Source organism: Agarivorans sp. OAG1 (assembly GCF_037076485.1).
Lineage (GTDB): Bacteria > Pseudomonadota > Gammaproteobacteria > Enterobacterales > Celerinatantimonadaceae > Agarivorans > Agarivorans albus.
The window spans coordinates 1557411-1582267 of record NZ_AP028990.1 but is presented as its reverse complement, the minus strand read 5'-3'; the positions used below and the strand labels follow the sequence as shown (position 1 = coordinate 1582267).

At 43.0% G+C, this 24857-nt stretch carries 25 protein-coding genes; 12 read left to right on the top strand and 13 right to left on the bottom strand.

Annotation, left to right across the window (positions count from 1 at the left end; all coding sequences use genetic code 11):
• Positions 1–20 precede the first annotated feature (20 nt).
• A complete protein-coding gene (locus tag OAG1_RS07430; RefSeq protein ID WP_338625337.1) occupies positions 21–1736 on the bottom strand; it encodes a sugar phosphorylase in 1716 nt (571 codons plus the stop codon).
• A gap of 420 nt (positions 1737–2156) precedes the next feature.
• On the opposite strand from OAG1_RS07430, the gene galU reads away from it, so the two are divergent.
• Positions 2157–2981: a UTP--glucose-1-phosphate uridylyltransferase GalU gene (galU, locus tag OAG1_RS07425; RefSeq protein ID WP_040307170.1), complete on the top strand. Its 825-nt coding sequence runs from the start codon at positions 2157–2159 to the stop codon at positions 2979–2981.
• A gap of 21 nt (positions 2982–3002) precedes the next feature.
• Here the strand turns inward: galU and OAG1_RS07420 are convergent, their stop codons facing one another.
• The 5 genes from OAG1_RS07420 to OAG1_RS07400 all read right to left on the bottom strand — a co-directional run bounded on the left by OAG1_RS07420 (position 3003) and on the right by OAG1_RS07400 (position 6444).
• Positions 3003–3494, bottom strand: coding sequence for a GNAT family N-acetyltransferase (locus OAG1_RS07420; protein WP_016401775.1), 492 nt, complete (start codon positions 3492–3494; stop codon positions 3003–3005).
• A gap of 346 nt (positions 3495–3840) precedes the next feature.
• Positions 3841–4359, bottom strand: coding sequence for a sigma-70 family RNA polymerase sigma factor (locus OAG1_RS07415; protein ID WP_338625335.1), 519 nt, complete (start codon positions 4357–4359; stop codon positions 3841–3843).
• Between the two features lie 63 nt (positions 4360–4422).
• Positions 4423–4656: a thioredoxin family protein gene (locus tag OAG1_RS07410; RefSeq protein WP_338625333.1), complete on the bottom strand. Its 234-nt coding sequence runs from the start codon at positions 4654–4656 to the stop codon at positions 4423–4425.
• 19 nt (positions 4657–4675) lie between these two features.
• Positions 4676–5659: a permease gene (locus OAG1_RS07405; RefSeq protein WP_338625331.1), complete on the bottom strand. Its 984-nt coding sequence runs from the start codon at positions 5657–5659 to the stop codon at positions 4676–4678.
• A 242-nt stretch (positions 5660–5901) separates the two neighbouring features.
• Positions 5902–6444, bottom strand: coding sequence for a nuclear transport factor 2 family protein (locus OAG1_RS07400; protein ID WP_338625329.1), 543 nt, complete (start codon positions 6442–6444; stop codon positions 5902–5904).
• Positions 6445–6577: 133 nt separating this feature from the next.
• Here OAG1_RS07400 and OAG1_RS07395 point away from each other — a divergent pair, with 133 nt between their 5' ends.
• On the top strand, positions 6578–6976 hold the full coding sequence (locus OAG1_RS07395; protein ID WP_338625327.1) for a helix-turn-helix domain-containing protein: 399 nt from the start codon (positions 6578–6580) through the stop codon (positions 6974–6976).
• Between the two features lie 79 nt (positions 6977–7055).
• Here the strand turns inward: OAG1_RS07395 and OAG1_RS07390 are convergent, their stop codons facing one another.
• Positions 7056–8036: a hypothetical protein gene (locus tag OAG1_RS07390; RefSeq protein WP_338625325.1), complete on the bottom strand. Its 981-nt coding sequence runs from the start codon at positions 8034–8036 to the stop codon at positions 7056–7058.
• Positions 8037–8261: 225 nt separating this feature from the next.
• The gene (locus OAG1_RS07385; protein ID WP_338625323.1) at positions 8262–8588 is read right to left on the bottom strand and encodes a hypothetical protein; all 327 of its coding nucleotides are present in this window, start codon (positions 8586–8588) and stop codon (positions 8262–8264) included.
• Between the two features lie 283 nt (positions 8589–8871).
• Between OAG1_RS07385 and rdgC the strand changes: the two genes are divergently transcribed.
• The 6 genes from rdgC to OAG1_RS07355 all read left to right on the top strand — a co-directional run bounded on the left by rdgC (position 8872) and on the right by OAG1_RS07355 (position 15686).
• Positions 8872–9780 carry a recombination-associated protein RdgC gene (rdgC, locus tag OAG1_RS07380; protein WP_016401780.1) on the top strand — a complete coding sequence of 303 codons (909 nt, stop codon included), beginning with the start codon at positions 8872–8874 and terminating at the stop codon, positions 9778–9780.
• A gap of 177 nt (positions 9781–9957) precedes the next feature.
• The gene (yegQ, locus tag OAG1_RS07375; RefSeq protein WP_338625318.1) at positions 9958–11325 is read left to right on the top strand and encodes a tRNA 5-hydroxyuridine modification protein YegQ; all 1368 of its coding nucleotides are present in this window, start codon (positions 9958–9960) and stop codon (positions 11323–11325) included.
• A gap of 2 nt (positions 11326–11327) precedes the next feature.
• Positions 11328–11600 (top strand): YfhL family 4Fe-4S dicluster ferredoxin, encoded by a 273-nt coding sequence (locus OAG1_RS07370; RefSeq protein ID WP_152781432.1) that lies wholly within the window; start codon positions 11328–11330, stop codon positions 11598–11600.
• A gap of 383 nt (positions 11601–11983) precedes the next feature.
• A complete protein-coding gene (locus OAG1_RS07365; protein ID WP_338625314.1) occupies positions 11984–12343 on the top strand; it encodes a hypothetical protein in 360 nt (119 codons plus the stop codon).
• A 136-nt stretch (positions 12344–12479) separates the two neighbouring features.
• The gene (locus OAG1_RS07360; RefSeq protein ID WP_338625312.1) at positions 12480–15146 is read left to right on the top strand and encodes a TrlF family AAA-like ATPase; all 2667 of its coding nucleotides are present in this window, start codon (positions 12480–12482) and stop codon (positions 15144–15146) included.
• Positions 15147–15224: 78 nt separating this feature from the next.
• Positions 15225–15686: a GNAT family N-acetyltransferase gene (locus tag OAG1_RS07355; RefSeq protein WP_338625310.1), complete on the top strand. Its 462-nt coding sequence runs from the start codon at positions 15225–15227 to the stop codon at positions 15684–15686.
• Positions 15687–15747: 61 nt separating this feature from the next.
• On the opposite strand, the gene katG is transcribed toward OAG1_RS07355, so the two are convergent.
• The 3 genes from katG to OAG1_RS07340 form a co-directional block, all read right to left on the bottom strand.
• Complete coding sequence (gene katG / locus OAG1_RS07350; protein WP_338625308.1) at positions 15748–17919, bottom strand: catalase/peroxidase HPI; 2172 nt, start codon at positions 17917–17919, stop codon at positions 15748–15750.
• 489 nt (positions 17920–18408) lie between these two features.
• The gene (locus OAG1_RS07345) at positions 18409–19086 is read right to left on the bottom strand and encodes an LrgB family protein (RefSeq protein ID WP_338625306.1); all 678 of its coding nucleotides are present in this window, start codon (positions 19084–19086) and stop codon (positions 18409–18411) included.
• Positions 19086–19502: a CidA/LrgA family protein gene (locus tag OAG1_RS07340; RefSeq protein WP_338625304.1), complete on the bottom strand. Its 417-nt coding sequence runs from the start codon at positions 19500–19502 to the stop codon at positions 19086–19088. Before OAG1_RS07340 ends, OAG1_RS07345 begins: the two co-directional genes overlap by 1 nt.
• A gap of 92 nt (positions 19503–19594) precedes the next feature.
• Between OAG1_RS07340 and OAG1_RS07335 the strand changes: the two genes are divergently transcribed.
• Entirely contained in the window at positions 19595–20605 is a 1011-nt protein-coding gene (locus OAG1_RS07335; RefSeq protein ID WP_338625302.1) for a 2-hydroxyacid dehydrogenase, read from the top strand.
• A 91-nt stretch (positions 20606–20696) separates the two neighbouring features.
• Here OAG1_RS07335 and OAG1_RS07330 read toward each other — a convergent pair whose 3' ends face one another.
• Positions 20697–20963 (bottom strand): hypothetical protein, encoded by a 267-nt coding sequence (locus OAG1_RS07330; RefSeq protein WP_338625300.1) that lies wholly within the window; start codon positions 20961–20963, stop codon positions 20697–20699.
• 114 nt (positions 20964–21077) lie between these two features.
• Positions 21078–21974, bottom strand: a complete 897-nt coding sequence (locus OAG1_RS07325) for a LysR family transcriptional regulator (RefSeq protein WP_338625298.1) — start codon at positions 21972–21974, stop codon at positions 21078–21080.
• Between the two features lie 122 nt (positions 21975–22096).
• Here OAG1_RS07325 and OAG1_RS07320 point away from each other — a divergent pair, with 122 nt between their 5' ends.
• From OAG1_RS07320 to OAG1_RS07310, 3 genes are all read left to right on the top strand, one after another.
• Complete coding sequence (locus tag OAG1_RS07320; protein ID WP_338625296.1) at positions 22097–24004, top strand: alkyl sulfatase dimerization domain-containing protein; 1908 nt, start codon at positions 22097–22099, stop codon at positions 24002–24004.
• A 71-nt stretch (positions 24005–24075) separates the two neighbouring features.
• On the top strand, positions 24076–24330 hold the full coding sequence (locus OAG1_RS07315; protein ID WP_338625294.1) for a hypothetical protein: 255 nt from the start codon (positions 24076–24078) through the stop codon (positions 24328–24330).
• Positions 24331–24444: 114 nt separating this feature from the next.
• Positions 24445–24795, top strand: a complete 351-nt coding sequence (locus OAG1_RS07310) for a hypothetical protein (RefSeq protein ID WP_338625292.1) — start codon at positions 24445–24447, stop codon at positions 24793–24795.
• The last annotated feature ends 62 nt before the right edge of the window (positions 24796–24857 follow it).

Genomic DNA, 24857 nt, shown 5'->3' with positions numbered 1-24857 from the left:
ACTGCTAATGCATAGTACGCTTATGGCACTAACCACAGCACCTGATAAGGTTTGAGCTTATACTCAGCCAGTATCACTTTTTCATCACTGAGTAAGTCTTCACATTCAGCTTGATAAGCCTGAGGTAACTGCGCGTAGTGCTCTACTTGTTGTGGGTATTTGGTCAAATTAAACACGGCCAACAAGCCATTGCGCTTGGCGCCGTCATCTGCAGTTCTTGGGGCATCGCCTCGCTGTAATACAAACAGAGCGTCACCACAGTCATAAACCCGCTGGGCAGCTTCAGGATGAAAAGCTGCGATGGTTTTGCGTAAGGCCAGTAAATCGCGATAGCGCTGAAAAACCAGCGCTTGCGAGCTATGCTCTTGTGCCAATAGCTTCTCAAAATCTTGACGATCCCAGCGATGACGGTTGATTGAACGAGTGCGGCCTGTTTGCTCAACCAACGATTGGTCATTTTCAGTGGCGGTTAAGCTATGAATGTAAATGCCGGGAATGCCTTGCAAGCTCAATAGCAATTTTTGGCTACATAAAAAGCGCTCGACTTGCCATTGATCAGACCCGGTACGTGTTCCTTGTAAAGCGTCAAATAAGGAGATGTTTAGCTCGTAAGGGTTTTGAGTACCATCTCCGTTAGACTTCATGCTTACAAAGCCACCAAAATTGTGTACCGACTCAGCTAAGTCTGCAATTTCGTGTTTGGGAATAATCTGTTCAACCGCCCTCACCCCTATACCATCGTGTGACGCAACAAAGTTGAAGTAGTTACAACCTTTTGGCAAAGCCACTAAATCCCTCGCCCACGCAGTTAGGTAATGGCCGTTGCCTCGGTTTAGAGCGTGCAACAACAAAGGAGGTAGCGCAAACTGGTAGACCATGTGGGCTTCGTCACCTTCACCAAAATAGCTAATGTTTTCTTGGTGGGGCACGTTCGTTTCGGTGATTAACACCATATTAGGGTCCAGCTGCTCCATCACCCAGCGCAGCAATTTAACAATGGCGTGGGTTTGAGGCAGGTGAATACAGTTAGTGCCGAGAATCTTCCATACAAAAGCCACGGCATCTAAACGAATAAAACGGGCGCCATGCTTTAGATAGAACAAGAAAATATCCACAAAGGCTAACAGCACTTTAGGGTTAGCAAAATTTAAATCTATTTGATCATCACTAAAGGTGGCCCAAACATGTTTTAAGCCTTGACGGGTATAAACATCAACAATTAGCGGGCTAGTTCGTGGGCGGGTTACAGCACTGTAATCAAGCGTAGGATCCGATTCAACAAAGTAGTCCTGCCCCTCACCCGAGCCATTTACAAAATCATTAAACCATAAGCTTTGGCGTGAGCAGTGGTTCATTACTAAATCAAACATCAACTCAAAATCTTGATTTAGCTTGGCTACATCGGTCCAATCACCAAGGCTGTAGTTAACTTGATAGTAGTCGATCACCGAAAAACCATCATCAGAGCTAAAGGGGAAAAAGGGTAGAATATGCACCGAACTCACTAAGCCCGATAAGTACTCGCGTAAAAACTGATGCAAACTTTGTATAGGCATTAACTCATTGCTTAATACACTGTCACCATAGGTTATTAATATCACGTCTTGTTCAGACCAAGCTCGATAGCGAGGAAAGCCGGCTTTGCTTTGTTCAATCTTTTGGATGATGTCTTGGCTTAAATTGGGGTCTAAGGATGTTCCATATACTTGCTTAAGTAATAACTCGAGTTCTTCCATAAAGGCTCCCACCATGGCTTGCTTAGCGTTCTATTAATAAAGTATTTCCAATAACTATGCCAAGGCTAGCTAACCGGGTCGCTCGAGCACATTTAAAATTAAGCAATTGTTTTATATGAATAAATTGTGAAATAAATACCACCTACTTTTTATAGCTAAGAATAGACAGCCTAAATAGCGCAATAGTAATGTGCCATTTTAACGCAGCATTTAGCTTGGCCCTCTTGATTTGCACCACCAAGGTGCAGATCCAATCATGCTCAAACTCAGTTAAATCAAAAATAAACTGATTATTTATAAACAAAACAATAATTTAGCTACTTTGTATCTATTCACGGCATCGCTCTTGCTCTAGTAATTACAGATACTAACCAACCAACATTCAACAAGATTGTACGGTTACAAGGAGTTCCAATGACCATGATTAAGAAATGTTTATTTCCCGTTGCAGGCTATGGCACCCGCTTTTTACCCGCTACCAAGTCTATGCCTAAAGAAATGTTGCCCATAGTAAACAAGCCTTTGGTTCAATACGGTGTAGAAGAAGCGGTAGCTGCAGACATGAGCGACATGGCCTTTATTACTGGCCGGGGTAAACGCGCAATTGCCGACCACTTTGATATTAGTTATGAACTGGAAAACGAAATTGCTGGCACCAGCAAAGAAGAATACTTAAAAGAAATTCGTCACTTGGTCGATCACGTAGACTGTACCTTTACTCGCCAGAAGAAAATGATGGGCCTTGGCCACGCAGTATTATGTGGTGAAACCTTAATTGGCCAAGAACCCTTTGGCGTTGTGCTAGCCGATGACTTGTGTTTTGGTGATGATGGTGGCGTACTGGCGCAAATGACCAAGCTTTACGAGCAATTCCGCTGCTCGATTATTGCAGTGATGGAAGTACCGCGAGAAGAAGCGCACAAATACGGGGTTATTGAAGGCGAAGCGCTGCGTGATGACTTATTCCGCGTAACCTCAATGGTAGAAAAGCCAGCCAAAGGTGAAGAACCATCAAACCTTGCTGTAATTGGCCGTTACATCTTAACGCCAGATATTTTCAGCCTTATTCGCGATACCAAGCCGGGGAAAAATGGCGAAATTCAACTTACCGACGCACTCCTTACCCAGGCCCAAAACGGCTGCGTAATGGCCTACAAATTTAAAGGTAAACGATTTGACTGCGGTAGTGTTGAAGGTTTTGTTGAAGCTACCAACTACTGCTTCGAGAACCTTTACGGCAAGTAAATAACTCACTCACTGCGTCAGTTAAGCGACTGGCGCAGTATTTTCTACAAACATCGGCTGCGGATTAAAACCCATATGTACTAAGGGGTAACCGGTGTAACGCTCTGGCCGCTTCCACAATACTTCGAAACGATGCCTTAAATAAAAGCTAAAGGCTTCGGCATTATCGGCAAATAAATGTAACTCTAATCGCGAACGTAAGCTCTTGGCCAACTCTAATAACTGCGAACCAATTCCCCTGCGCTGCCAGCACGGCGCAACAAACAGAGCAATAAGTTTGCTTTCTACCAAGGCTAAAAATCCACATACTTGGCCTTCTACTTCAGCCACCCACACTTCCGCTTTATATTGATACAAGCGCTGCAAAGCATCTTGGCGCTCCCACCAATACTTACTAGGTAAAAAATCGTGGGCACGTAAACTGGCAGACAGCCAAATCTCGCCTATATCTTCGTAATCGTTCTGCTCTGCTGTTCGCAGGGTTAAACCTGCAGCATTAGTAAAAGAGTTCAATGAGTAAAACCATTACTGTTCATCCAGACCAACAGTATGGTAACTAACAAAAGATCTCGGTGTGAATTAGATCGAATTTTGTACGCTTTAAAACGATGAAGATCACAGCCTACTAACAAAAATGGCGCATTAACTAATCAAAAATTCTTAGCAAGACAATTACAGCAGACTAAAGCTCTAGCGTAACAATATTCGTAAATCTCTGTGCAACTGGGATGATAGTCAATAAATATCAATCACTTATTAAAAATCTAACCATTAAACCTAGAATATTTTTGTTTAAGAACCGAGGTTTTCTGGTATCGACTTCGATGAATAATGAGAGCAAATAATCAGCAACTCGGAGTTATTGCGCTCGTTTAAAACTGCACACGCCTGTCGCACTTTGCGAGACTTGGCACTCGGTCACTAAGATCTGTTTTAGCTCGACACGAGCTCTTCGGAGCCGCGCTTTGGTCGCCGCTAAACTCAAGCCATTCTCTTTGGAGTATTGAGCTTGCGTCATGCCATTTAAATCGCAGAACTCAATAACATGCCGATGACGGCTGGAGAGTTTAGGTAAAACTCGAGGCAAGCAGCTTTGCAGCTGTTCCATTACCGGCAAGATCTTATCTACCGTTTCTAAGTCATCAATGTCTTCAATTTCAATCTTGCGGCGCCAATGATCAATAAACTGATTTTTAGTCATTTTAAACAGCCAAGATTTGCCATCTTTTAGTGAGCAAAAGCGCTCACTATTACGCATTGCTTTAAGAAAAACCTCTTGCATTATATCTTCTGTTTCATGCTGACTTTGTGTCTGCTTTAACAACCAGTTATAAAGCAGAGATTCAGATTGTTGCCACGCTTTCATTAAGCATTTCATTATCAAACCTTAGAGGAAAATTACGCAAGCAGACGCTTAAAGCGATGTTTTTGGAACTGAGTACTAGCCCAGCATCTGCTGAACCTGCTCAATTGTAGGAACAGAGCCTGCGTGTTGGATAATACCATCCACTGCCACCGCCGGAGTAGTCATTACTCCTGCCTTCATGATATCTTCAAATCCCGTCACCTTCTCAACCTCTATTCGTAACCCAATCTCTTGAGCGACTTGAGTAATTCGTTCCGCAGTAACTACACAGTTTTTACAACCTGAGCCATACACTTGAACTGTCTTCATTTATTTCACCATTTTGTTGTTAGTAATATGCATTGAATAGCCATCCCACTATTGAGATAGCAACAAATAAATAGCCGGTAATCCAAGCCAATAAGCGGTATTGCATCACTTGTTTGAGCATCATGTATTCAGGCAAACTCACCGCGACAGCCCCCATGCAAAATGCCAAAGTCGTTCCTAATGGCATACCTTTGTCTATCAACGAGGCCATGATGGGCACTACTCCAGAAGCATTGGTATAAATAGGAATTGCACTGAGTGTTGCCAACGGCACTGTCCACCACTGCCCATCGGACAAGTTTTGCTCAAACCACTGAGCGGGTACAAAGCCGTGAATAAATGCGCCAATGCCCACACCTACAATTACCCACTTCCAAATGCGTTTTACAATTGTGCTTGTTTCATTCACTGCATATTGATGGCGCTGCTGATAGCTCAATGCAACATAGCTATTTTGGGTATTGGCTGAACAACCGCTTTCATCTTGTAAATAAGCTTTAGCCAGAAACGGCTGAAGCCAACGATGGGCTTTCAATATGTCTAACAATAGGCCAGCCAAAACACCCAAACTTAATCCTATAACGATATACATGACCGTAAATCTGAGCCCAAGAATGCTTCCTAGCATGATGACTACAACCTCATTGATTAAAGGAGAAGTGATCAAAAAAGCTACGGTGATGCCAATAGGAATTCGCGCAGACACAAATCCCATAAAAAGCGGAATAGAACTACAAGAACAAAAAGGTGTAATAGCGCCAAACATGGCTCCGAGAACGTAACCAACTCCCCGATTTTTGCCCTGTAGGTAATCTCGAGCTTTCTCGGTACTCAGTGCAGCGCGGATAAAGGAGATGAAATAAATTAACACCACTAGTAGGCTCAAAATTTTTGTGGTGTCTTCAATGAAGAAATGCAGACCGATAGCTAGCGAAGAGTCAGGTTCAAAGCCCATAAGTGAAAAGACTAAGTAATCCGCCAATCGTGTGAAAACTTCAAACATTCCTCTCCCCTAACAAAATAATGTACCTCTATTAACGACACGAGTGAGTCAGCAAAAGGATACTTATTATTGTTAAGAAAGAGCTGTAAGGCCCCGAGGGAGGGAAAAACCTTATATCTCATACGAGCAAGCAACTGGGCTTTTATTTAGATTATCTTTATCGGTTTACCGGGATATTGCGACCAAATACAGTTGGCCGCTACCAACAATGAATAAAGCTCTCAATGCTTCTAAATATCTAATTAAAAAACACCATTTGAATTGGCGATATCACCGCCGCTAATAAGGGAATATACCCGCATGGAAAAATCGAGTGCTTGAATTGAATCCCAATGTTCAACGATTCGGCCCTCTTCGATGCGCCAAGTATCAATTATATTCATTCCTTTTTGGTCGTTTCCCCTGTCTTCCTTTTCTAAGGTGGCATGAGAGTGAAAAATCACATAATCGCCATCAACGTAAATATGTTTAACATCGTATGTGTAGTCTGGGTAATCTTCGACAAACTCTTCTAAGAAGCTGACCAGACCGGTTACTTTGTCAGGTAAGTTTCTGTTGTGCTGCACATAGGCACTATCGTTGTAGTGCTGCATAACGTAGTCAAAATTATGGTTATTCATAAGGTTTTGCACAAAATCGCTTATTAACTCTGCATTGGCTAACTCTTGTTCTATCCAACTGGCTTTCTTAAGTGAGGGTAAATCGATGATCAAAGTGTCTTTTGACTGGGCAAGTGCCATTGTGCTCACGAACAAAAGAATAAACGAGCTAAGTACTTTAAACATGGTTGACTCCAATAGTTGTTGCGCTAAATAAGTATACATTGATAACCATGGTAATTATTAGTAACCTACAAAACAAGAAGGCACTAAATGCTTAGTTAGGCAGTTTTTGGTAACCAGTACCTAGGTTGTGTAAATGGAAGGAGTGATTAAAGTGGTAGAAAAAGCAAAATCAACAAGACGCATTTTTTACAACGATGCGAACTGCCCGGTGCGTAATGTTGTGGCACAAATCGGTGATAAATGGTCTCTGCTTATTCTCTTTGCCTTAGTCGATGGAGCTGATCGATTCAATGCGCTTAAATCAAGAGTAGAAGGTATTTCTCAACGAATGTTAACCCAAACTCTGCGAGATCTAGAGCGAGAAGGTTACGTGAATAGAACGGTATACCCTGAAGTACCAGTAAGAGTTGAATATGCGCTTACAACAATGGGTAAGGATCTGGTTAAGCCCTTATACAAATTGGTATCTTGGGCTGACGAGCATCAAGAAGAAATTAATCGCGCCAGAAAAGAATATGATGAAAACCGATAGTGTTTCAAACCACTATTAGCCGCTAAACCGGCCAGCGCTAAGCACGCTGGCAAGCTTAAACTCTATCAATGAATAAGGGCTAGTTAACTTGGTATCTCAATAACACTTGATTATCGAGAACCACGTTTGTTGACCAAATAAAGCTCGCTCCCGCGCCGCTGAACTTGTCGATAAAGTTCATATACGCTTTTTTGTTGTTTACTCCAATTTCACCTTCTGAATACAAACTCGCCTTTGGCCACGCACTCGCGTCAAACTCTTTAGCCATCCAGTTGCTTGGCGTTTCCCAATGCACAGCAAAAGCATCTTGCCCATCATCAGTGCCTTGCGTTGTGCAGCTATCCGACAAGCGCTTGCCTGCAACTTCATTTAAGCAGCTAAGATCATATATTGGCGATGTGTAATAGGTTTGAGCTTGCCAGTCTGCATTGGTGACAGTTCCATCGCTAAAGCTAGCAATAAAGCCACCATCACCAGGGTGGAACGCTTTACCTCGATTATTCTCGGAGCCTAGCCCTAGGTTCTCTTCCCAATCAATCACTTTAACGGCAATGGTGTAGGGTTTACTGACCTTAAATTTCACGATACTGGAGTTAAATGGAGTGAAAGGCACTGTATCAACGGCGATCAGCGTGCCATTAATATAGAGTTCAAAGTAGTTGTCAGCAAAAATATAACCGGTTACTTCTTCTCCTTCGGGATCAACCACTACCACTGGAACAGAGTCTTGATCTACTTCAGCGATGCTTTTAGGAGTAATGTTGGCACACTCTTCATAAAGGTCGACAGCCTTAGTGGCAGTAGCATAGTTATTGCTCGCCGGGACCGTCCAAGATTTGCCCGTCGAATCAGTCACTTCACCTATACCAGCAACTCGACTCCGACCGTTTTTGCACTCAAAAATATTAGCTTCTATGGTTTTTGCAAAGCCTTGAGTAATACTACCCGAGCCTATGTAATTGCTAGCGTCTTTAGCAATGGCGAAGGACGATATAAAGAACAACGTAGTGAGTAGAGTTGCTGATGAAAACCTTGTATCTCGTTGAGCTCTGTTGTTCATGTTTCCTGCCACGGTAGTGCATTGTGTTCATAAGCTTAGCCGCGAAATGATTACTACACAAAGGGATAAAAACTAAAGGTAGAATAAGAACAGAGAAACAACTTAATCAATAAATTATTATTACAATCCAAAGTAACAGCTTGTTTGATGGTGTAGAACCAAAGCCTCAAATAGATTGAGTACAGTCGATACCTCGCCTATTCACAAGGTATCGACATGGAAAACTTAAGGCAAGACGGTTATTGAAGTGATATCGCAAAAGCTTTCATATTGGCGAGTTTGTGCTTTTATTTTCACCTTATCATCACTACCTGCTAACTGTTCTAGCAATGCAGTATACTCATTATATTTAGGGTGTTCACTCAATAGATAAAGACCACCTTGACTTGCAGGGCAACTATTAATGCTTGGGGCTGGTAATACCGCCACCAGCAAACCTTGCTTTACTTCTTCTACACCAGCTATTCGCATTTGAGAGGGCAAATTAGCCAGCTCAGCCTGCGCTAGCGATGCCCATAATAGTGAGGCAACCACCATAACTTTTTTTATCATTTCACTCTCTCACAGTAAGGGGCTTGAATAATCTTGTTGAACCTTAGTTTACGCTTCGTCAGCCCATAAAAGCTAAGCATTAACTGCGATTTTGCTAATGGCTTCACAGCAAGCTCATTAAATAACAAATTTGTTCGCGAACTTCATTCAACACAAACACACTCAATCATTCTTTAACTATGTGGTTAGCATCAAAGCCCTCAAAAAAAACCGAAATCCCCACTGACAAGATAAGCAGTTTTGGTAGAATAGCGCCCCAAATTTATTAAAGAGCTATTCCGTTATGTGGTTTAAAAATCTAATGTTGTTTCGCATTACCAAAGAGCTAGAGCTCGAGCCAGAGAAGCTAGACGCTACTTTAGGCGAGCTAAGCTTTACCCCTTGCGGAAGCCAAGACTTAAGCAAATTTGGCTGGGTGACCCCCATGGGTAAATTTGGCCAAAGCTTAACTCACGTTATCGGTAACGAATATCTAGTCTGCGCTAAAAAAGAAGAGAAGATGCTACCTGCATCGGTTATTCGCGACACCTTAGCCGACAAAATTGAGCTTATCGAACAAGAGCAACAGCGCCCGTTAAAGAAAGCCGAGAAAGACGCTCTTAAAGAAGAAATCGTGATGACTCTTCTACCTCGTGCTTTCTCACGCACCAGCCTAACCTACGCTTGGGTTAGCCCAGATAACAACTTAATTGCGGTTGATGCTGGCAGTGCTAAAAAAGCAGAAGAAGTGATTTCTTTATTACGTAAATCTTTAGGCAGCCTGCCTGTTACACCCATTAAATTGGCTAATCAGGCTGACGTCACCATGACCGACTGGTTAAACGAAAAAGCCATTCCAGCCAACTTTGAGTTAGGTGAAGAAGCTGAGCTACGCAGCGCCTTAGAAGGTGGCGGTATTATTCGTTGTAAAGAACAAGATTTGTTTAGCGACGAAATCAAAGTGCACTTAGATGCCGATAAGTTTGTGACCAAGCTAGAGCTTACCTGGGCTGACTCAATTCGCTTTTTAATTAGCGAAGACATGAGCATTAAAGGGGTTAAGTTCACCGATACCATCACCGAACAAAATGAAGATATTGATAAAAGTGATGTAGCAGCACGCTTTGATGCCGACTTTGCCCTAGCCAGTGGCGAGCTCACTAAGATGATTCCCGATTTAATCGCAGCCTTAGGCGGCGAATTAACCAGCTAAGTCCTCACAGTTACTTACCTATTTCACCAACCATTAACATAGTTTCAGATACTTGCTAAAGGTTGGTGATTTTTTAAGCAAAACCATTGCAAGCCCCGCTCGCTACGCGTAAAATGCGCGCCCTTATTGTGCTGCTCGCAGCCTTCCTCAATGATTCGACTAAGACCCGGAGCTTTGATGTTTACACCTGAACTACTGTCACCTGCTGGCACCCTAAAAAACATGCGTTATGCCTTTGCCTATGGCGCCGACGCGGTATACGCGGGCCAACCCCGTTACTCGTTGCGTGTACGTAATAACGAGTTTAACCATGAGAATCTTGCACTAGCGATTAACGAAGCGCATACACAAGACAAAAAACTCTACGTGGTAAGCAATATTGCCCCGCATAACGCTAAATTAAAAACCTACCTACGCGATATTGAGCCAGTGATTGCCATGAAGCCAGACGCCTTGATTATGTCTGATCCAGGCATGATTATGATGGTGCGCGAAGCCTTCCCCGATCAAACTATTCATTTATCGGTTCAAGCCAACGCAATCAACTGGGCTACGGTTAAATTTTGGCAGCAACAAGGTGTAGAGCGAGTGATTTTGTCACGCGAACTATCGCTAGACGAAATCGAAGAAATTCGTATGCAAGTGCCAGAAATGGAACTTGAAGTGTTTGTACATGGCGCATTATGCATGGCTTACTCTGGCCGCTGTTTGCTGTCGGGCTACATTAATAAGCGCGATCCAAACCAAGGAACTTGCACTAACTCGTGCCGCTGGAAGTACAACGCGCACGAAGCCAAAGAAAACGAAGTGGGTGATATTATCGCTGCCCAACCGCAAGTGGTTGAACCTACCTTGGGTGCAGGCGCGCCAAGCGACCAAGTATTCTTATTGCAAGAGCAAGGCCGCCCGAACGAGTATATGCCAGCCTTTGAAGATGAGCACGGCACTTACATCATGAACTCAAAAGACTTACGTGCTATTCAACACGTAGAGCGCTTAACTAAAATGGGTGTGCACTCACTTAAGATTGAAGGCCGTACTAAGTCTTTCTACTACTGTGCGCGTACAGCCCAAGTGTATCGCCAAGCAATTAACGATGCAGTAGCTGGCAAACCCTTTGACCCAAGCCTAATGGGTACTTTGGAAAACCTAGCGCACCGCGGTTATACCGAAGGCTTCTTACGCCGCCATACTCACGATGAGTACCAAAACTACGACTATGGTTATTCGGTAAGCGATACCCAACAATTTGTGGGTGAAGTCGCTGGCCGAAACGCAGCAGGCCTTGCCGAAATCACCGTTAAAAACAAATTTGTACTGGGTGATACGCTAGAACTAATGACACCGCAAGGTAACCTTAACTTCAAATTAGAGCACCTAGAGAACAAAAAAGGTGAGCTAATCGACGATGCTAAAGGCAGCGGCCATACGGTATTTTTACCGGTGCCAGAAAACGTAGATTTAGAGCACGCACTTATAATGCGCAATCTTCAAACTGGCCAAGATACCCGCAACCCGCATCAAGCTGCAGAAGTTAAGGCTTAAACATGGCCTTGCTAATCAGCAAAAAATGCATCAACTGCGATATGTGCGAGCCAGAGTGCCCCAACCAGGCTATCTCTTACGACGGCATTATCACAGTGATTGATCCAGAGCGCTGCACCGAATGCAAAGGCCATTACGATCGCCCTACTTGCATAGATGTCTGCCCGATTGACTGCATTGCCGTAGACCCAGCCCATAAAGAAAGCGAAGAGCAACTTTACGATAAGTTTGTAGCCTTGCACGGCGACATGCTAATTGCCAAAGGCTCTGCTTAGCGCTTTAAAGCTAAAAGCTAAAACTAACAAGCCGCAGCCACAAACTGCGGCTTTTGTTTATCAACTACACATGGCAGACAATAGACTCACTTCCACGTTTCTAACCCTTTACGTATTAAAAAGCTGAACTAACCTACCTATCCGCCCATGATTTTTCTATTTTGGCTGGGCAAAAACACTGTGATGATATACAGGAACCTGTGGTTCCTACTTTCTACAAGTGATTGCATACTTTCATGCTGATGTTTTTGTTATTTTTCAAGCTAGGTGGCTGATGTAGTGTAGGAAAGGTGATAGCCTTGGTTTTATCAAATGTATGATAAGAGGAAAAATTCCGTGTTTAAACAAGGAAATTTTCCTTTTAATAACCTGTTAGGTGTCCTATGAATAACCTCGAAGTTCTTGAGTATATTTTGTCTTTGGACGCGAACTTCAGCTCTGTTTGGAATAGCGACGACAACTACAACCGAGAAGATGACGGCAGCGCAACGATTTGCGGTGTCCTCACAGAGTTTGGTCAATATTTACAAGATCATACGCAGCTTGATTCGCTAACATACCTAAAGGAATTTTTTGAGTTCCTTGAAGTTCATTCTGATGACAACACTGAGTTGGGTGGCGCTATTCGCGTTTGTTTTCTCGAAGGGCTAGCATTTACACCGGCTGGTAAAAGCCTTGAGCACTACATGGGCAAACGCTGTCGTCACTATATGTCAGGCGGCACTTTCCAGTGGAGCACCTAACAAACCAACCCACGCGGACGGCTTTTCGCAGGCTTTCGTCGCTCCGCTCCTTAGCTTAGCCTGCTCAATCCACCCATGGTTGGGGCGTTAGGCCCTGTGCGCATACTTGGCAACAGTTAAAACTCAAGGAGATTAAATGATTGGATCAATTTGGAATAAATGGGATTTACACATTCACTCTCCATATACTCATCAAGCTAATGAATATGGGGCTTCTACTATAGATGAGTTTGTTGGCAAAATAATCTCTTCTGAACTTAGCCTAACCGGGATTACCAATTACTTTTTCTTTAAAGATAATGAATTAGATGAAATCAGAGAAAAGTTTCAAGAGAAAGGCGTTGAACATACAGTCTTAGGAAACCTCGAGTTTCGTATTGATCAACAAAATAAAGACGGTGAGTGGATAAACGTCCATTGTATATTTTCGGAAAATATTAACACTCAGCAGATAAACAGCATTTTATCCACACTTCCCATCTCCAATACAACTTCTGACGGCAAGCATATCTATTGCTCCCAACAGTCTTTTGCTGACTCCCAAACCAAAACATCTGAAGCGATTGTAAAATTTGATTCATTGATAGCTCATCTAAATAACAACTTAAAATTCGGAGTCGATTTTTTAATAGCAGCTTGCCCAAATGGCTATGGTGGCTTTAGACCTGATATGACGGAAGGGAGATCACTAGCTGTTGCACTAGAAATAGAGAAACGGTGCCAAATTATCTTAGGCCGACCTCAAGACAGGAACTTTTTCCTTCAAGAGAATAGATACCCATTAGCTAAGCAAAAGCCGGTTTTTCATGCTTCAGATGCTCACAAGTTGGAAGATATCGGAACAATGTACTCTTGGGTTAAGGCTAAACCAACCTTTGAAGGCTTAAGGCAATCTATTATTGAACCAGACCTGAGAGTTCAGCAAACTGACGACTTTGTCGAAAACACATACATAAAGCCGTGGTTTAAATCAGTTGAGTTAGGTGGAAAGGTATTTGCTGGAGAGGATATTAACTTTTTTAGTCAAACTATCCCATTAAATCCAAACCTTGTCACAATAGTGGGCGGGAGAGGCACAGGTAAAAGTCTTTTTCTAGATGCGATGCATTCAAGATTCAATCATCAATCTGAGCACTCAAATGCACGAAGTGTAAGTGGAGAAAGTCTTTGCGTTGAACTAGATCAAGGTGATGGAACAGTATTAAAGTTCGACTCATCGGCAAATACCTACTCCTATTTGCATGTTTCTCAAGGAGATGTTCAACACTTTAGCCAAAAGCCTGATGATCTAAGTGGCGAAATTAAAAGAATGTTAGGAATTCATGGTGTGGAATTTGATTCTGTTACCAGTTCTGAAATATCAAATAATCTGAGTAAATATCGCACGTTCGTTGAATATTGGGAAGATGTTGATTCTCAAAATCAGCGTATTAATACGCAAAAATATCAACAAAGCGTTATCGATAATAATACTCAGTTAATTGGGACACTTACCAACCCACAAAATAAGCTGTTAATTGAACAATATCAAAAAAACTCAAAGAGTATTAACGAAAAAAATAACTTCATTGATGAAGCAAGAAGCACCGTAGCTCTTTTGAATCGGCACGCAATAGAAATTAATCAGAAAATCACACTCTTAAATGCCAATCCTTGCTCAACCAATCAGGCACCATTAATTAATGAGTCTTTGGTTAAAACTCCCATTAATCAAAATATTGATATATGCAATAAGGAAATAGAAGCACTAACTGAATCAAATAGTGAAATAGCGATCCAGTTTAGACAGCAAGGCATCAATCAAGATATATCATCCTTGCTAAGCAAAGTGACTGAATATCAAAAATCTATTGATCAGGCGTCATCAAAATTAGATGAGATAAACCAAAAGACGATGGATTATCAAGCATTCGTTAAAGAGCGTGGTGAGCTTGCATTAAAGTACAAAGAGTACATTAATTGCCAAAAAGACAATATAGATCAGGCTTTTCATAAACTTAAGATAAAACAGCCCGACTGGAATGATGAACAAAATGAATTAGTTCAGGAAATTCTTTCAGACATACACATTAATGGCCGTGTCATATTTAATGTAAATCATTTCTACAGTGGAATTGAAGAATGCCTAAATCGTGGCAAATTCAGAAACACAAGTGAAAAATCTACTCTTGAACGGTTGCAAGAAACATTTTGCGTAAGATCTATTGATGATTTTTTCAAGCTTCTTTCCGGCGAAAAAATAATCAACTGTGATGGAGTTCCAACAAGTATTGAGGAATTCTTTTGGAAGCCTGAGTTCTTTAATAAAGGAGGACGATTTGAGTTATTAAATTACCTCTACTCACCTTCAAATATTAGAAGATACCTTTATGCAAATGCAGATTTCCAGTACAAAGGTAAAACAGTCAAAAAATTATCTGTTGGTCAACGGGGTACATTCTACGTTTGTTTAAAATTAGCAACAGATCCGTTTGGCAGTCCATTTGTATTTGATCAGCCAGAGGACGACTTAGACAATGAATTTATTATGTCACAGCTGGTTCCCCTGTTTAGGAAAATTAAGAAATATCGACAAGTTATCATAGTTACTCACAATGCAAATTTGGTAGTAAATACCGACGCAGAACAAATCATTATTGCTGATAACCAAGGTGAGAGCATCCGCTATACTTCAGGTTCTGTTGAAGACGGTAATGTCAAAGAAAACATAGGGATAAGAGCAGAGGTTTGTAATATTTTGGAAGGTGGGAGTTATGCTTTCGAGAAGAGAGAGCGTAAATATGGTATTCAAGAATTGGCCTAACAAGTCACTGAACTCGGAAATTTTACTCGCTTCGCTCACAAAACTCCGGTGAGCTTGGCGTTTCTGCCAGGTAAAATCATGTCGAAATCAATAGAAGTTCGAACAGCCACATCAAGCGATGCCAATGATACGGCTGCTATTTATCTTGAGTCTCGTAAACAACTGGTTGCTTTTGCGCCAGTGGTCCACTCTGACGAAGAAGTACATTCTTGGATTAAGGAACAGCTGATACCCAGTGGTAGAGTGCTTGTGGCTGAAGTAGACGGTAATTTAGTTGGTATGTGTTCCCTATCAGAAGCGGAGGAAGTTGACTGGATTGACAACTTGTATCTCAAGCCTTCTGAAGTTAGAAAAGGGATCGGCACGGCTCTTTTACGAGAAGCATTAGCTCGAGTTGGTAGACCATGCAGACTATATACTTTTCAGGAAAATCGAGCAGCGAGACAGTTTTATGAAAAGCAAGGGTTTGAAGCGATTGAATTTAGTGATGGCTCGACGAACGAAGAGAACGTTCCCGATGTTTTATATGAACTTGTTTAGGACGGTACACATCAAATAAAAAGGGCTCCACTAGGAGCCCTTAGTTACTTATAGCTTGCGCTTATACATCGAAGCGATCGGCATTCATTACTTTAGTCCAAGCGGCAATAAAGTCTTTGGCGAACCTTTCTTTATTGTCGTCTTGAGCATAGAACTCTGCATAAGAACGCAGTACTGAGTTAGAACCGAACACCAAATCAACCCGTGTTGCTGTCCACTTAACTTCTCCACTAACACGCTCACAAATGTCGTAAGAGTTTCTGCCCGTTGGCTTCCAGGTGTTAGCCATATCGGTAAGGTTTACGAAGAAATCATTGCTTAATGTGCCAACCTTGTCGGTAAACACTCCCGCTTCAGAACCCGCATAATTGGTGCCTAAGACTCGCAAACCACCAATTAGCACGGTCATTTCTGGCGCACTTAAGCCCATTAACTGAGCGCGGTCGAGCAGTAACTCTTCTGCGGTAACCACATAGTGCTTCGGCAAGTAGTTACGAAAACCGTCTGCTTGTGGCTCTAATACTTCAAAAGACTCCACATCGGTCATCTCTTGGCTAGCATCACCTCGGCCAGCCGTAAACGGTACAGCCAAATTTAAACCCGCTGCTTTAACGGCTTGTTCAACACCCACATTACCAGCAAGTACTATTACATCGGCAAGGCTTGCACCTGTATCTGCAGCAATCGCTTCCAATACGCTTAATACTTTAGCCAGTTTCTCAGGCTCGTTAGCCTGCCAATCCTTTTGCGGAGCTAGGCGGATCCGCGCCCCATTGGCTCCACCACGTTTATCAGAGCCACGATAAGTACGGGCGCTATCCCATGCGGTAGCCACCAATTCAGCTACGCTTAGGTCGCTATCAGCAATGCGTTGTTTTACTGCATCTACATCATAAGATGTTGAACCTGCAGGAATAGGATCTTGCCAAATAAGGTCTTCGGCTGGAATATCTGGTCCGACATAAACAGACTTAGGCCCCATGTCGCGATGGGTTAATTTGAACCAAGCTCGTGCAAAGGTTTTAGAGAAGTATTCTGGATCATTCTTAAAGCGCTCAGAAATCTTGCGATACTCTGGGTCTACTTTAAGCGCCATATCCGCGTCGGTCATTACTGGGTTATAACGAACACTTGGATCTTCAACATCGGTAGGTTTGTCTTGCTCTTTAATATCTACAGGTTCCCATTGAACCGCTCCTGCAGGGCTTTTTGATAACTGCCATTCATAACCAAACAGCAACTCAAAATAGCCATTATCCCATTGGGTTGGATGGGTAGTCCAAGCACCTTCAATACCGCTAGTAACGGTATCTCTGCCGATGCCACGCTTGCTATGGTTATTCCAGCCTAAGCCTTGTTCTTCAATGCCCGCGCCTTCTGGCTCTGCACCCAACAAAGAAGCATCGCCGTTACCGTGACACTTACCTACGGTATGACCACCAGCAGTTAAGGCAACAGTTTCTTCGTCGTTCATCGCCATACGTGCAAAGGTAGTACGCATATCTTGAGCGGTTTTAAGTGGGTCTGGCTTACCATCTACGCCTTCTGGGTTTACGTAGATCAACCCCATCATTACTGCAGCCAATGGGTTTTCCAAATCACGTTCACCGGAGTAACGAGACCCTTCTCCGCCACTTTCTGCTAGCCATTCTTTTTCAGCACCCCAATAAATGTCTTTTTCTGGGTGCCAAACATCTTCGCGTCCAAAAGCAAAACCAAAGGTTTCTAAGCCCATTGATTCATAAGCCATATTACCCGCTAGCAGCATTAAGTCGGCCCAGCTAAGCTTGTTGCCGTATTTCTTCTTGATTGGCCATAATAGGCGACGTGCCTTATCTAAATTGGCATTATCTGGCCAAGAATTTAACGGTGCAAAACGCTGGCTACCACTAGCACCGCCCCCGCGGCCATCTGCAACACGATAGGTACCGGCTGAGTGCCAAGCCATACGAATCATCAAACCACCATAATGCCCCCAATCTGCTGGCCACCAGTCTTGGCTGTCGGTCATTAGTGCTTTTAAGTCTTTCTTTAAAGCTTCTACATCAAGGGTTTTGAGCGCTTCGCGATAACTAAACGCCTCACCAAAAGGGTTGGTTTTAGTATCATGCTGATGAAGAATATCTAGGTTCAGTGACTTGGGCCACCAATTCATATTTGCCGCTTGTGGTGTAGTTGCTCCACCATGCATTACTGGGCACTTTCCACCAGAACTATCGTTGCTCATATTCATTCCTTAATTATCGCGTTTACATTGTTTTTGTATCGGCTTTACAAAAAGCCGTAGACTAATTTTCGACTCAAGATAAAGCGTATAACCTTATCGTTGAGCTAGCCAATTTGTATAAACTATCGCAGCAATAAGCGACAGTAACCATAAAAAAAATATGGTTATTTGACGTTTTAACCCAAAACAATTACGAAGAACTAAGAACTTTACAAAACTTTACTTTGTGGTGAGCAATTAGAGCGCAGAAACAACAACTTTAGACCAAAACTTAAGCAACCGGGGCAGTTTAGAATATGCCTAAACTAGCCAACACGCTGGGTAAGCTTAGCGCTAGAAACTAGGTGAGTGACTGGAAGTTAGGCTGAAACAACAGGGCTATCAGGCTTAAACTTACAGCTAATAGTAAATCAAGCAACGTAGCTATGCTGCTTAATCGGGAATAAGGTATTCACTGAGCTAGTGTAGACATCAAGCTTTAAGGCTCGATTAAGTTCAGGCAAACAACGGCACAATAAGTGGACAAAGCATTGCACTAAAAGTAGCACTGAGCACTAAAGCTAAGGCACCATAAGCACCTTGCTGATGCCCCTCTTCAGCAATACGAGCAGTCCCCAAAGCATGACAGGCGGTGCCCATGGCAATGCCTTGTGCTTTGCTCGAGTGCACACCACATAATTTAAGTACCGGTATCCCAACCACCGCACCAACTAAGCCAGTTATCAGTACAGCAATAGCCGTTAATGCGGGCTCACCTGCCACTTGTTCACTAATTAGCACCGCAATAGGCGTAGTAACTGATTTAGGTGCTAAAGACGCCGCAATTTCAGGCGATGCCCCAACCACCAGCGCCAAGCCAACTGTAGTAGCAATAGCCACAACTGCCGCAACAACAATAGTAATAGCGATACGTGGTAGTTCTGCTTTTATATCGTATAACTGCTTATATAAAGGAACACCTAAGGCAACCACAGCTGGTTCTAGTAGCTTACTTAGCCAACCACTATATTGATTGTAATCGTCAAAAGAGATGTCAAAAGCCAACAAACTAACCACCAATATGCTCAAGGTAATTAGAACGGGATTAAGCCAGGTAACCGAAAGACGTTGTTGCAGATGTTTTGCAGCAATGAACAATCCAATGGTTAGCGGCAGGTAAAGAAAATTCACCATTATTTTGCCTCCCCATCTGCAGCTTGTGGCTGAGTAGCCTTAAGCTCGTGCTTGTGCTCCCAGTGTTGGTAAGCTTTGCCAACCACTACCAGTAAAATCAGAGTCGCCAAAGCACAAGTAAGCAACATTGCAGGCAAAGCCTGTAATAAAGTTTCAATATGCTCTACTAAGCCAATACTAATAGGTACAAACAAAAGCGACATCCAGCGAACAAATTGATTAGCAGTTCGCTCTACCCAAGCCAGTTTAATCCAGCGAAACTGTAAGGCTATAGTTAACAGCAGCATACCCACAATGCTTGCAGGGAGAAGGTTTCCGCTAACTTCGCTTAACCAACGACCAGCCCACAACGCAGCGTAAATCACCGCTAATCCAGAGGCCATTTCTAGAACAACTGATTTCTGAAACTTTCTCATAACTCTTGTCGACTTTTGTTATTCAATGACGCTATTATGTAATAAAATTACAAAACAAGCTATCGTTAGCTAACATTGTTTTAGGAGACGCTATGAAGATTAGTTTTTTCAGCGCTAAGCGCTACGACCGCGAACATTTTGATGCCCAAAATACATCTTCAGCTTTTAGCATCGAGTATTTCGATACCGCCCTCTCGGCAAAAACTGCCCGCTTAGCTCATGGCGCTGATGCGGTATGTGCCTTTGTAAATGACGACTTGTCTGCCGCAACTTTGGAAGCCTTAGCCGAACACGGGATCCAACTTATACTGTTGCGCTGTGCTGGCTTTAACAATGTTGATCTAGCCAAAGCAGAGCAACTAGGCATTACTGTTTCACGCGTACCGGCTTACTCGCCGGAAGCTGTGGCCGAACACGCCATCGCGTTGATGATGACCTTAAACCGCCGTATTCACAAAGCTTACCAACGCACCCGCGATGCCAACTTCTCGTTAGAAGGTTTAACCGGCATGAACATTTTTGGTAAAACCGCTGGAGTAATAGGCACCGGGAAAATCGGCTTAGCCACCGCCCGCATACTCAAGGGTTTTGGTTGCCGAGTCATTGCTTTTGACCCTTACCCAAATGACGCAGCTAAAGAGCTAGGCATAGAGTACGTAAGCATGGCAGAGCTACTGGCGCAATCAAATATTATAACCTTGCACTGCCCGCTTACCCCTGAGAATACTTACTTAATTGGTAAATCGGCCTTTAGTCAGATGAAAAAAGGCACTTTGCTGATTAATACCAGTCGCGGCAAACTGGTAGATTCCACGGCCTGTATTGAAGCACTAAAAGACGGGACATTAGGCGGCTTAGCTTTGGATGTGTATGAACATGAAAAAGAATTGTTCTTTGAAGATTTATCCGCCGAAGTTATTTTGGATGACGTGTTCCGCCGCTTGTCAGCTTGTCACAACGTTATCTTTACTGGTCATCAGGCCTTTTTAACCCAAGAAGCCTTGCAGAGCATTGCCGACACCACCTTGCTAAACGCCAAAGCATTTGGCCAAGGGCAACGTAACGGCAACGAAGTAACCGCTGAAGTGGTAGACAACAGCTAATCTAGATTTTGGTGAAATACCAAAACAAACCATAAACTAAAGGCAGCATAAAGATGCTGCCTTTTTAGACTTAGAGTGAAATAGCTAAATCTTAACCTGCCGTACGCTCACTTTTACGTTTTCCGCTATATATACACATGGCCGAGTTGTAGTCGTTGTAAGCCACCGCATAGTTAAAATCGCAATAGTAAGCCGGCTCTTTAGTAGCAATAGCGTCACCCGCCTTACATTGCCCGTCTAAACCTTCTACAAGGGAGCCACCGCGTGCTCCCATGCACGCCTGCCCGGTAGGCGTAGCTTGAGAATTGCATCCGCTTATTGCCAAAATACTAATGATTAATAGTACTGCTTGTTTCATTAAAATCCCTATTTATCAAATAAAAGCAAAGCCACTTTAGCAACAAAAAAGAGCTACAAATAGGAGCTAAATCAATAAGTTAATTTAGTGATTAAAGGGTGTTCAATTCTCTTATTAATGTCCTGACAACAAACACTGCTCCCTTAGCCAACTATGAGCAGGATCATTTGTACGCGAGGGGTGCCAATACATTTTCACCACGATTTGCTTAGGTAAAAAATCAGCGTCAAGAGATTGCAGGCCAAAATGGTGGCAATGCTGCGAGGCTAAACGTTCGGGTAAAATCCCCATGCAATCACTTTGGGCAATTAGCGGCAGCATATCCATAATACCACTAGCCTGCCAAGCTACTCTCCTTTCAGATAGGCCCACTATCCCCATATCTCCCAAGTAACCAAGTTTTTGTTCTGGTTGGGAGTGAATCACATGTTGTTCACGCAAGTATTTTTTAAGATTAATCTCGTTAGCACCAACCCTTGGGTGTTGGGCTCGACATACCACAACCAGCTTGTCTTGCATCACAATTTGCGAGCGCAAATTGGGGTAGCGATTTGATTCAGCTTCAATCAGCAGGTCACATTGATGAGTGCGTAACAGGCTGACCATATCTTGCCCAAACAAAGGTTCGGTCTTTACCGAGGCCAAAGGAGCTTGCTCAAATAACCGTTTTGATAACTGCGGAAATAGGGTAAAGCTAAATACACTTAAAGCAGCAATAGTAAACTGACGTTGGCAATTCGCCGGATTAAAATGGCGTTGCTCTGGCAACATGTGAGCAATGCTTTCTACCGAATTGGCTAAAGCTGGGTATATGTCCATGGCATAGGGTGTGGGCTCTACTCCGTGGCTACCGCGAGTAAATAAATTGTCTTTAAAAATATCACGCAAGCGAATCACACTTTGACTTACCGCCGATTGGCTAATGCCCAAACGTTTTGCAGCTTTACTGTAATTTCGCTCTTCCACTATTGCCACAAAAGTAGGAATTAAGCTGTAATCTGAATGCTTCATAAATTAATCAACTCAGTTTTTAACCGCCAGATATCAGATAACTTATATCACATATCAGCAAAGCGATAATGCTTTGGCGTAGCCTAGTTGCAATTTTAATGTAATCAAGGCCTCGCTTCGATATGAAAAAAACAAGCATTGCTTTATCTGTACTTCTTGCCTCAGGCTTAGCTAATCTAGCGCTAGCTGGCGACAACCATAGCCACCGTTTTGAAGGCATAGACCTTACCATCCCTACTCTTTCACACGATTACTACCTCGGTGAGAACTCAGGCGCTACCCACTATTGGCATGGTGAAAACCAAGACATGAAGTGGACTCCTACCGGTGGCAACGACGCTTATGATGCTAAGTCAGACAAAGTTCACCCACAGCTAACTGCGCACTCGCAGAAAATGAACAAGGGTGTATTTGCTTATAAAGAAAAATACTTCCAAGTTTACGGTTACGGCTTAACCTCTCCAATGATCGTTGATGGCAATAATGGCCTAATTATTCTTGATCCCGTTGAGTCAGTAGACAAAATGCGAGATGTAATGGCTGATTTCCGCAAAGTAACCGGTAATAACAAGCCTGTTGCAGCGGTAATGTACTCGCATTGGCACCCTGACCACTACGCTGGCGTGCGTGGCATTGAGGGCGCTGAAGATGCCTTAATTATTGCTCACGATACGTTTATGACAAACGTTGTTAAAGGCTCTATGGGCGGCACTGGACCAGCACTTGGTTTTCGAGTTGATTACTCTTTAGGTACCCTGCTTAGTGTTGAAGAAGATGGCCGTATTAATGGTGGTTTAGGCCCAGATTTTGAAATTCGCGAGCACAGTTTAATTGCCCCAAATACGCTGGTTGAAGGCCTCAACGGTGTATTAGAAATGGACATTGCAGGAGTTAAAGTTGAGTTCAAGCACGTTCCTTCTGAAGCGTCTGATGAAATCACCGCCTACTTCCCAGAGGCTAACTTATTATTTGGTTCTGAAGTTATCCAAGGTGAAAGCTTCCCTAACTTGCATACCATTCGTGGCACTAAGTACCGCGACCCTAGTATTTGGTTCCCTGGTGTAGACGTTCTTCGTGAGTACCAAGCAGAAGCGATGATGCTATCTCATGGTCGCCCTGTGGTAGGTGCTAAACATGTAGATAACACCCTAACTGCATACCGTGATGCGATTCAGTTCACTTACGACCAATCGATTAAAGCGATTAACAATGGTTCTACCCAAGAAGATCTTATTCGCGAAATTAAGTTACCTAAGCACCTAGAAAGCCACCCATGGTTGGGTGATTTCTATGGCTCTATTCGCCACGCGGCTAAGCAGATTTTTGTTGGTGAAATGGGTTGGTTTGATGGAGACCCAACAACACTAAACGCGACTTATTCCGTAGAAGCTTCAAAACGCTACGTAGAAATGGTGGGCGGTAAGGGCAAAATGATGACTTATGCCACAATGGCCTGCGATACAGGTGATTACCAATGGTGTGCAGAGCTTACCACTCACATTATTCGTGTTGATTTTAACGATATGCAGCCACGCTTACTAAAAGCGAAAGCTTTACGTGAATTAGGCTACCGCGAAACCAACAACAACTGGCGAAACTGGTACTTAACCTCTGCAAAAGAGCTTGATGGCACCATTGATTACTCTAAAAAAATTAATCTACAAGCACCTGACTTAATGGCTGAGTTTGAACCATCGCAATTGGTTAACGCCCTACGCTTTAGCCTAAATGCTGAGCGCAGTGCAGACCAGCATTTTACTATTGCATTTAACTTTACGGATACCAATGAAGCACATGCCTTAGAGGTTCGCCGCTCGGTTGCACAATTCCACAAAAATTTTAGTGGTGAAACTAAAGCAACGGTTAACCTAACTAAAGCGGTATTCCTTGGTTTGCTGGTCAACAAGATTGACTTTGCAACAGCTGTAAAAGAAGGATTCATCACTCTAGATGGAGACGCAGCAACCGTCCCTGCATTCTTTGGCTTGTTAGACAAACCAGCAGAAAATCCAAAAATCACTTTGCGTTAATCGCTAAGCTGAACATATAAAGAGCGCTTTTGGCGCTCTTTATTCCTTTAAGTTACCTATAAAGGCTGAATATGAAAAAGCATTTGCTAACCGTACTACTGGCTTGTCTCCCAACAACTAGCTACGCGTGCAGTCACGATATGTTGTTTTCAGCACCTCATCTTCATAATCACGATGAAGTTGTAAAAGCTTTAAATGCATCCAAGGGGAAAAAGCCCAAGCCATTTGATTTAAACGCTCTATCTTCTAAATCCAAACGCTCTGCGTTTCAAGCCGGTAAGCTGCGCACACTTCCCGGTTATAAGGTGCCAAAAACCAAGATTTAGCGCCATAACAAGAGTTTACCCCCTTAGTGGGAAATAGCGCACCGCATTGCTTAAACTCACCTATTCTGGTACAAAGCCCCACCAAAATAAAATTTTCAATCTTTTAATCTAAGAATGGCACCTATACTTCGTTTATTCTCTATATCGCTTGTTATTTGGACTATATTATTAGGCCAAGCAACAAGCTTTATCTCGCTCGCGGAAGCGCTACACGAAGCTGGTCATCATTCGCATTATTCCAGCACCGATATAGAGCAACACCAAAATGGTGAATGCCAATCACAATCGCTGCTGCATCAATGTGCGGTAGCCGCTGTAACAACACTTTCTACTACTAGCTTTGTTCCCGCTGCAACTACCTATGTAGCGCCGCCATTTAGTGCTTTTCATTCTTTATTTAGGCAACAGCAAACCATTCGCGCCCCGCCTACATTATTAAACAAAACAACCACCTCTTTAACCTAGAGCCTCAATCAAATACTTAAATAAACCAAACTGCCAACTACACTTCACTAAATGTAGCTTTG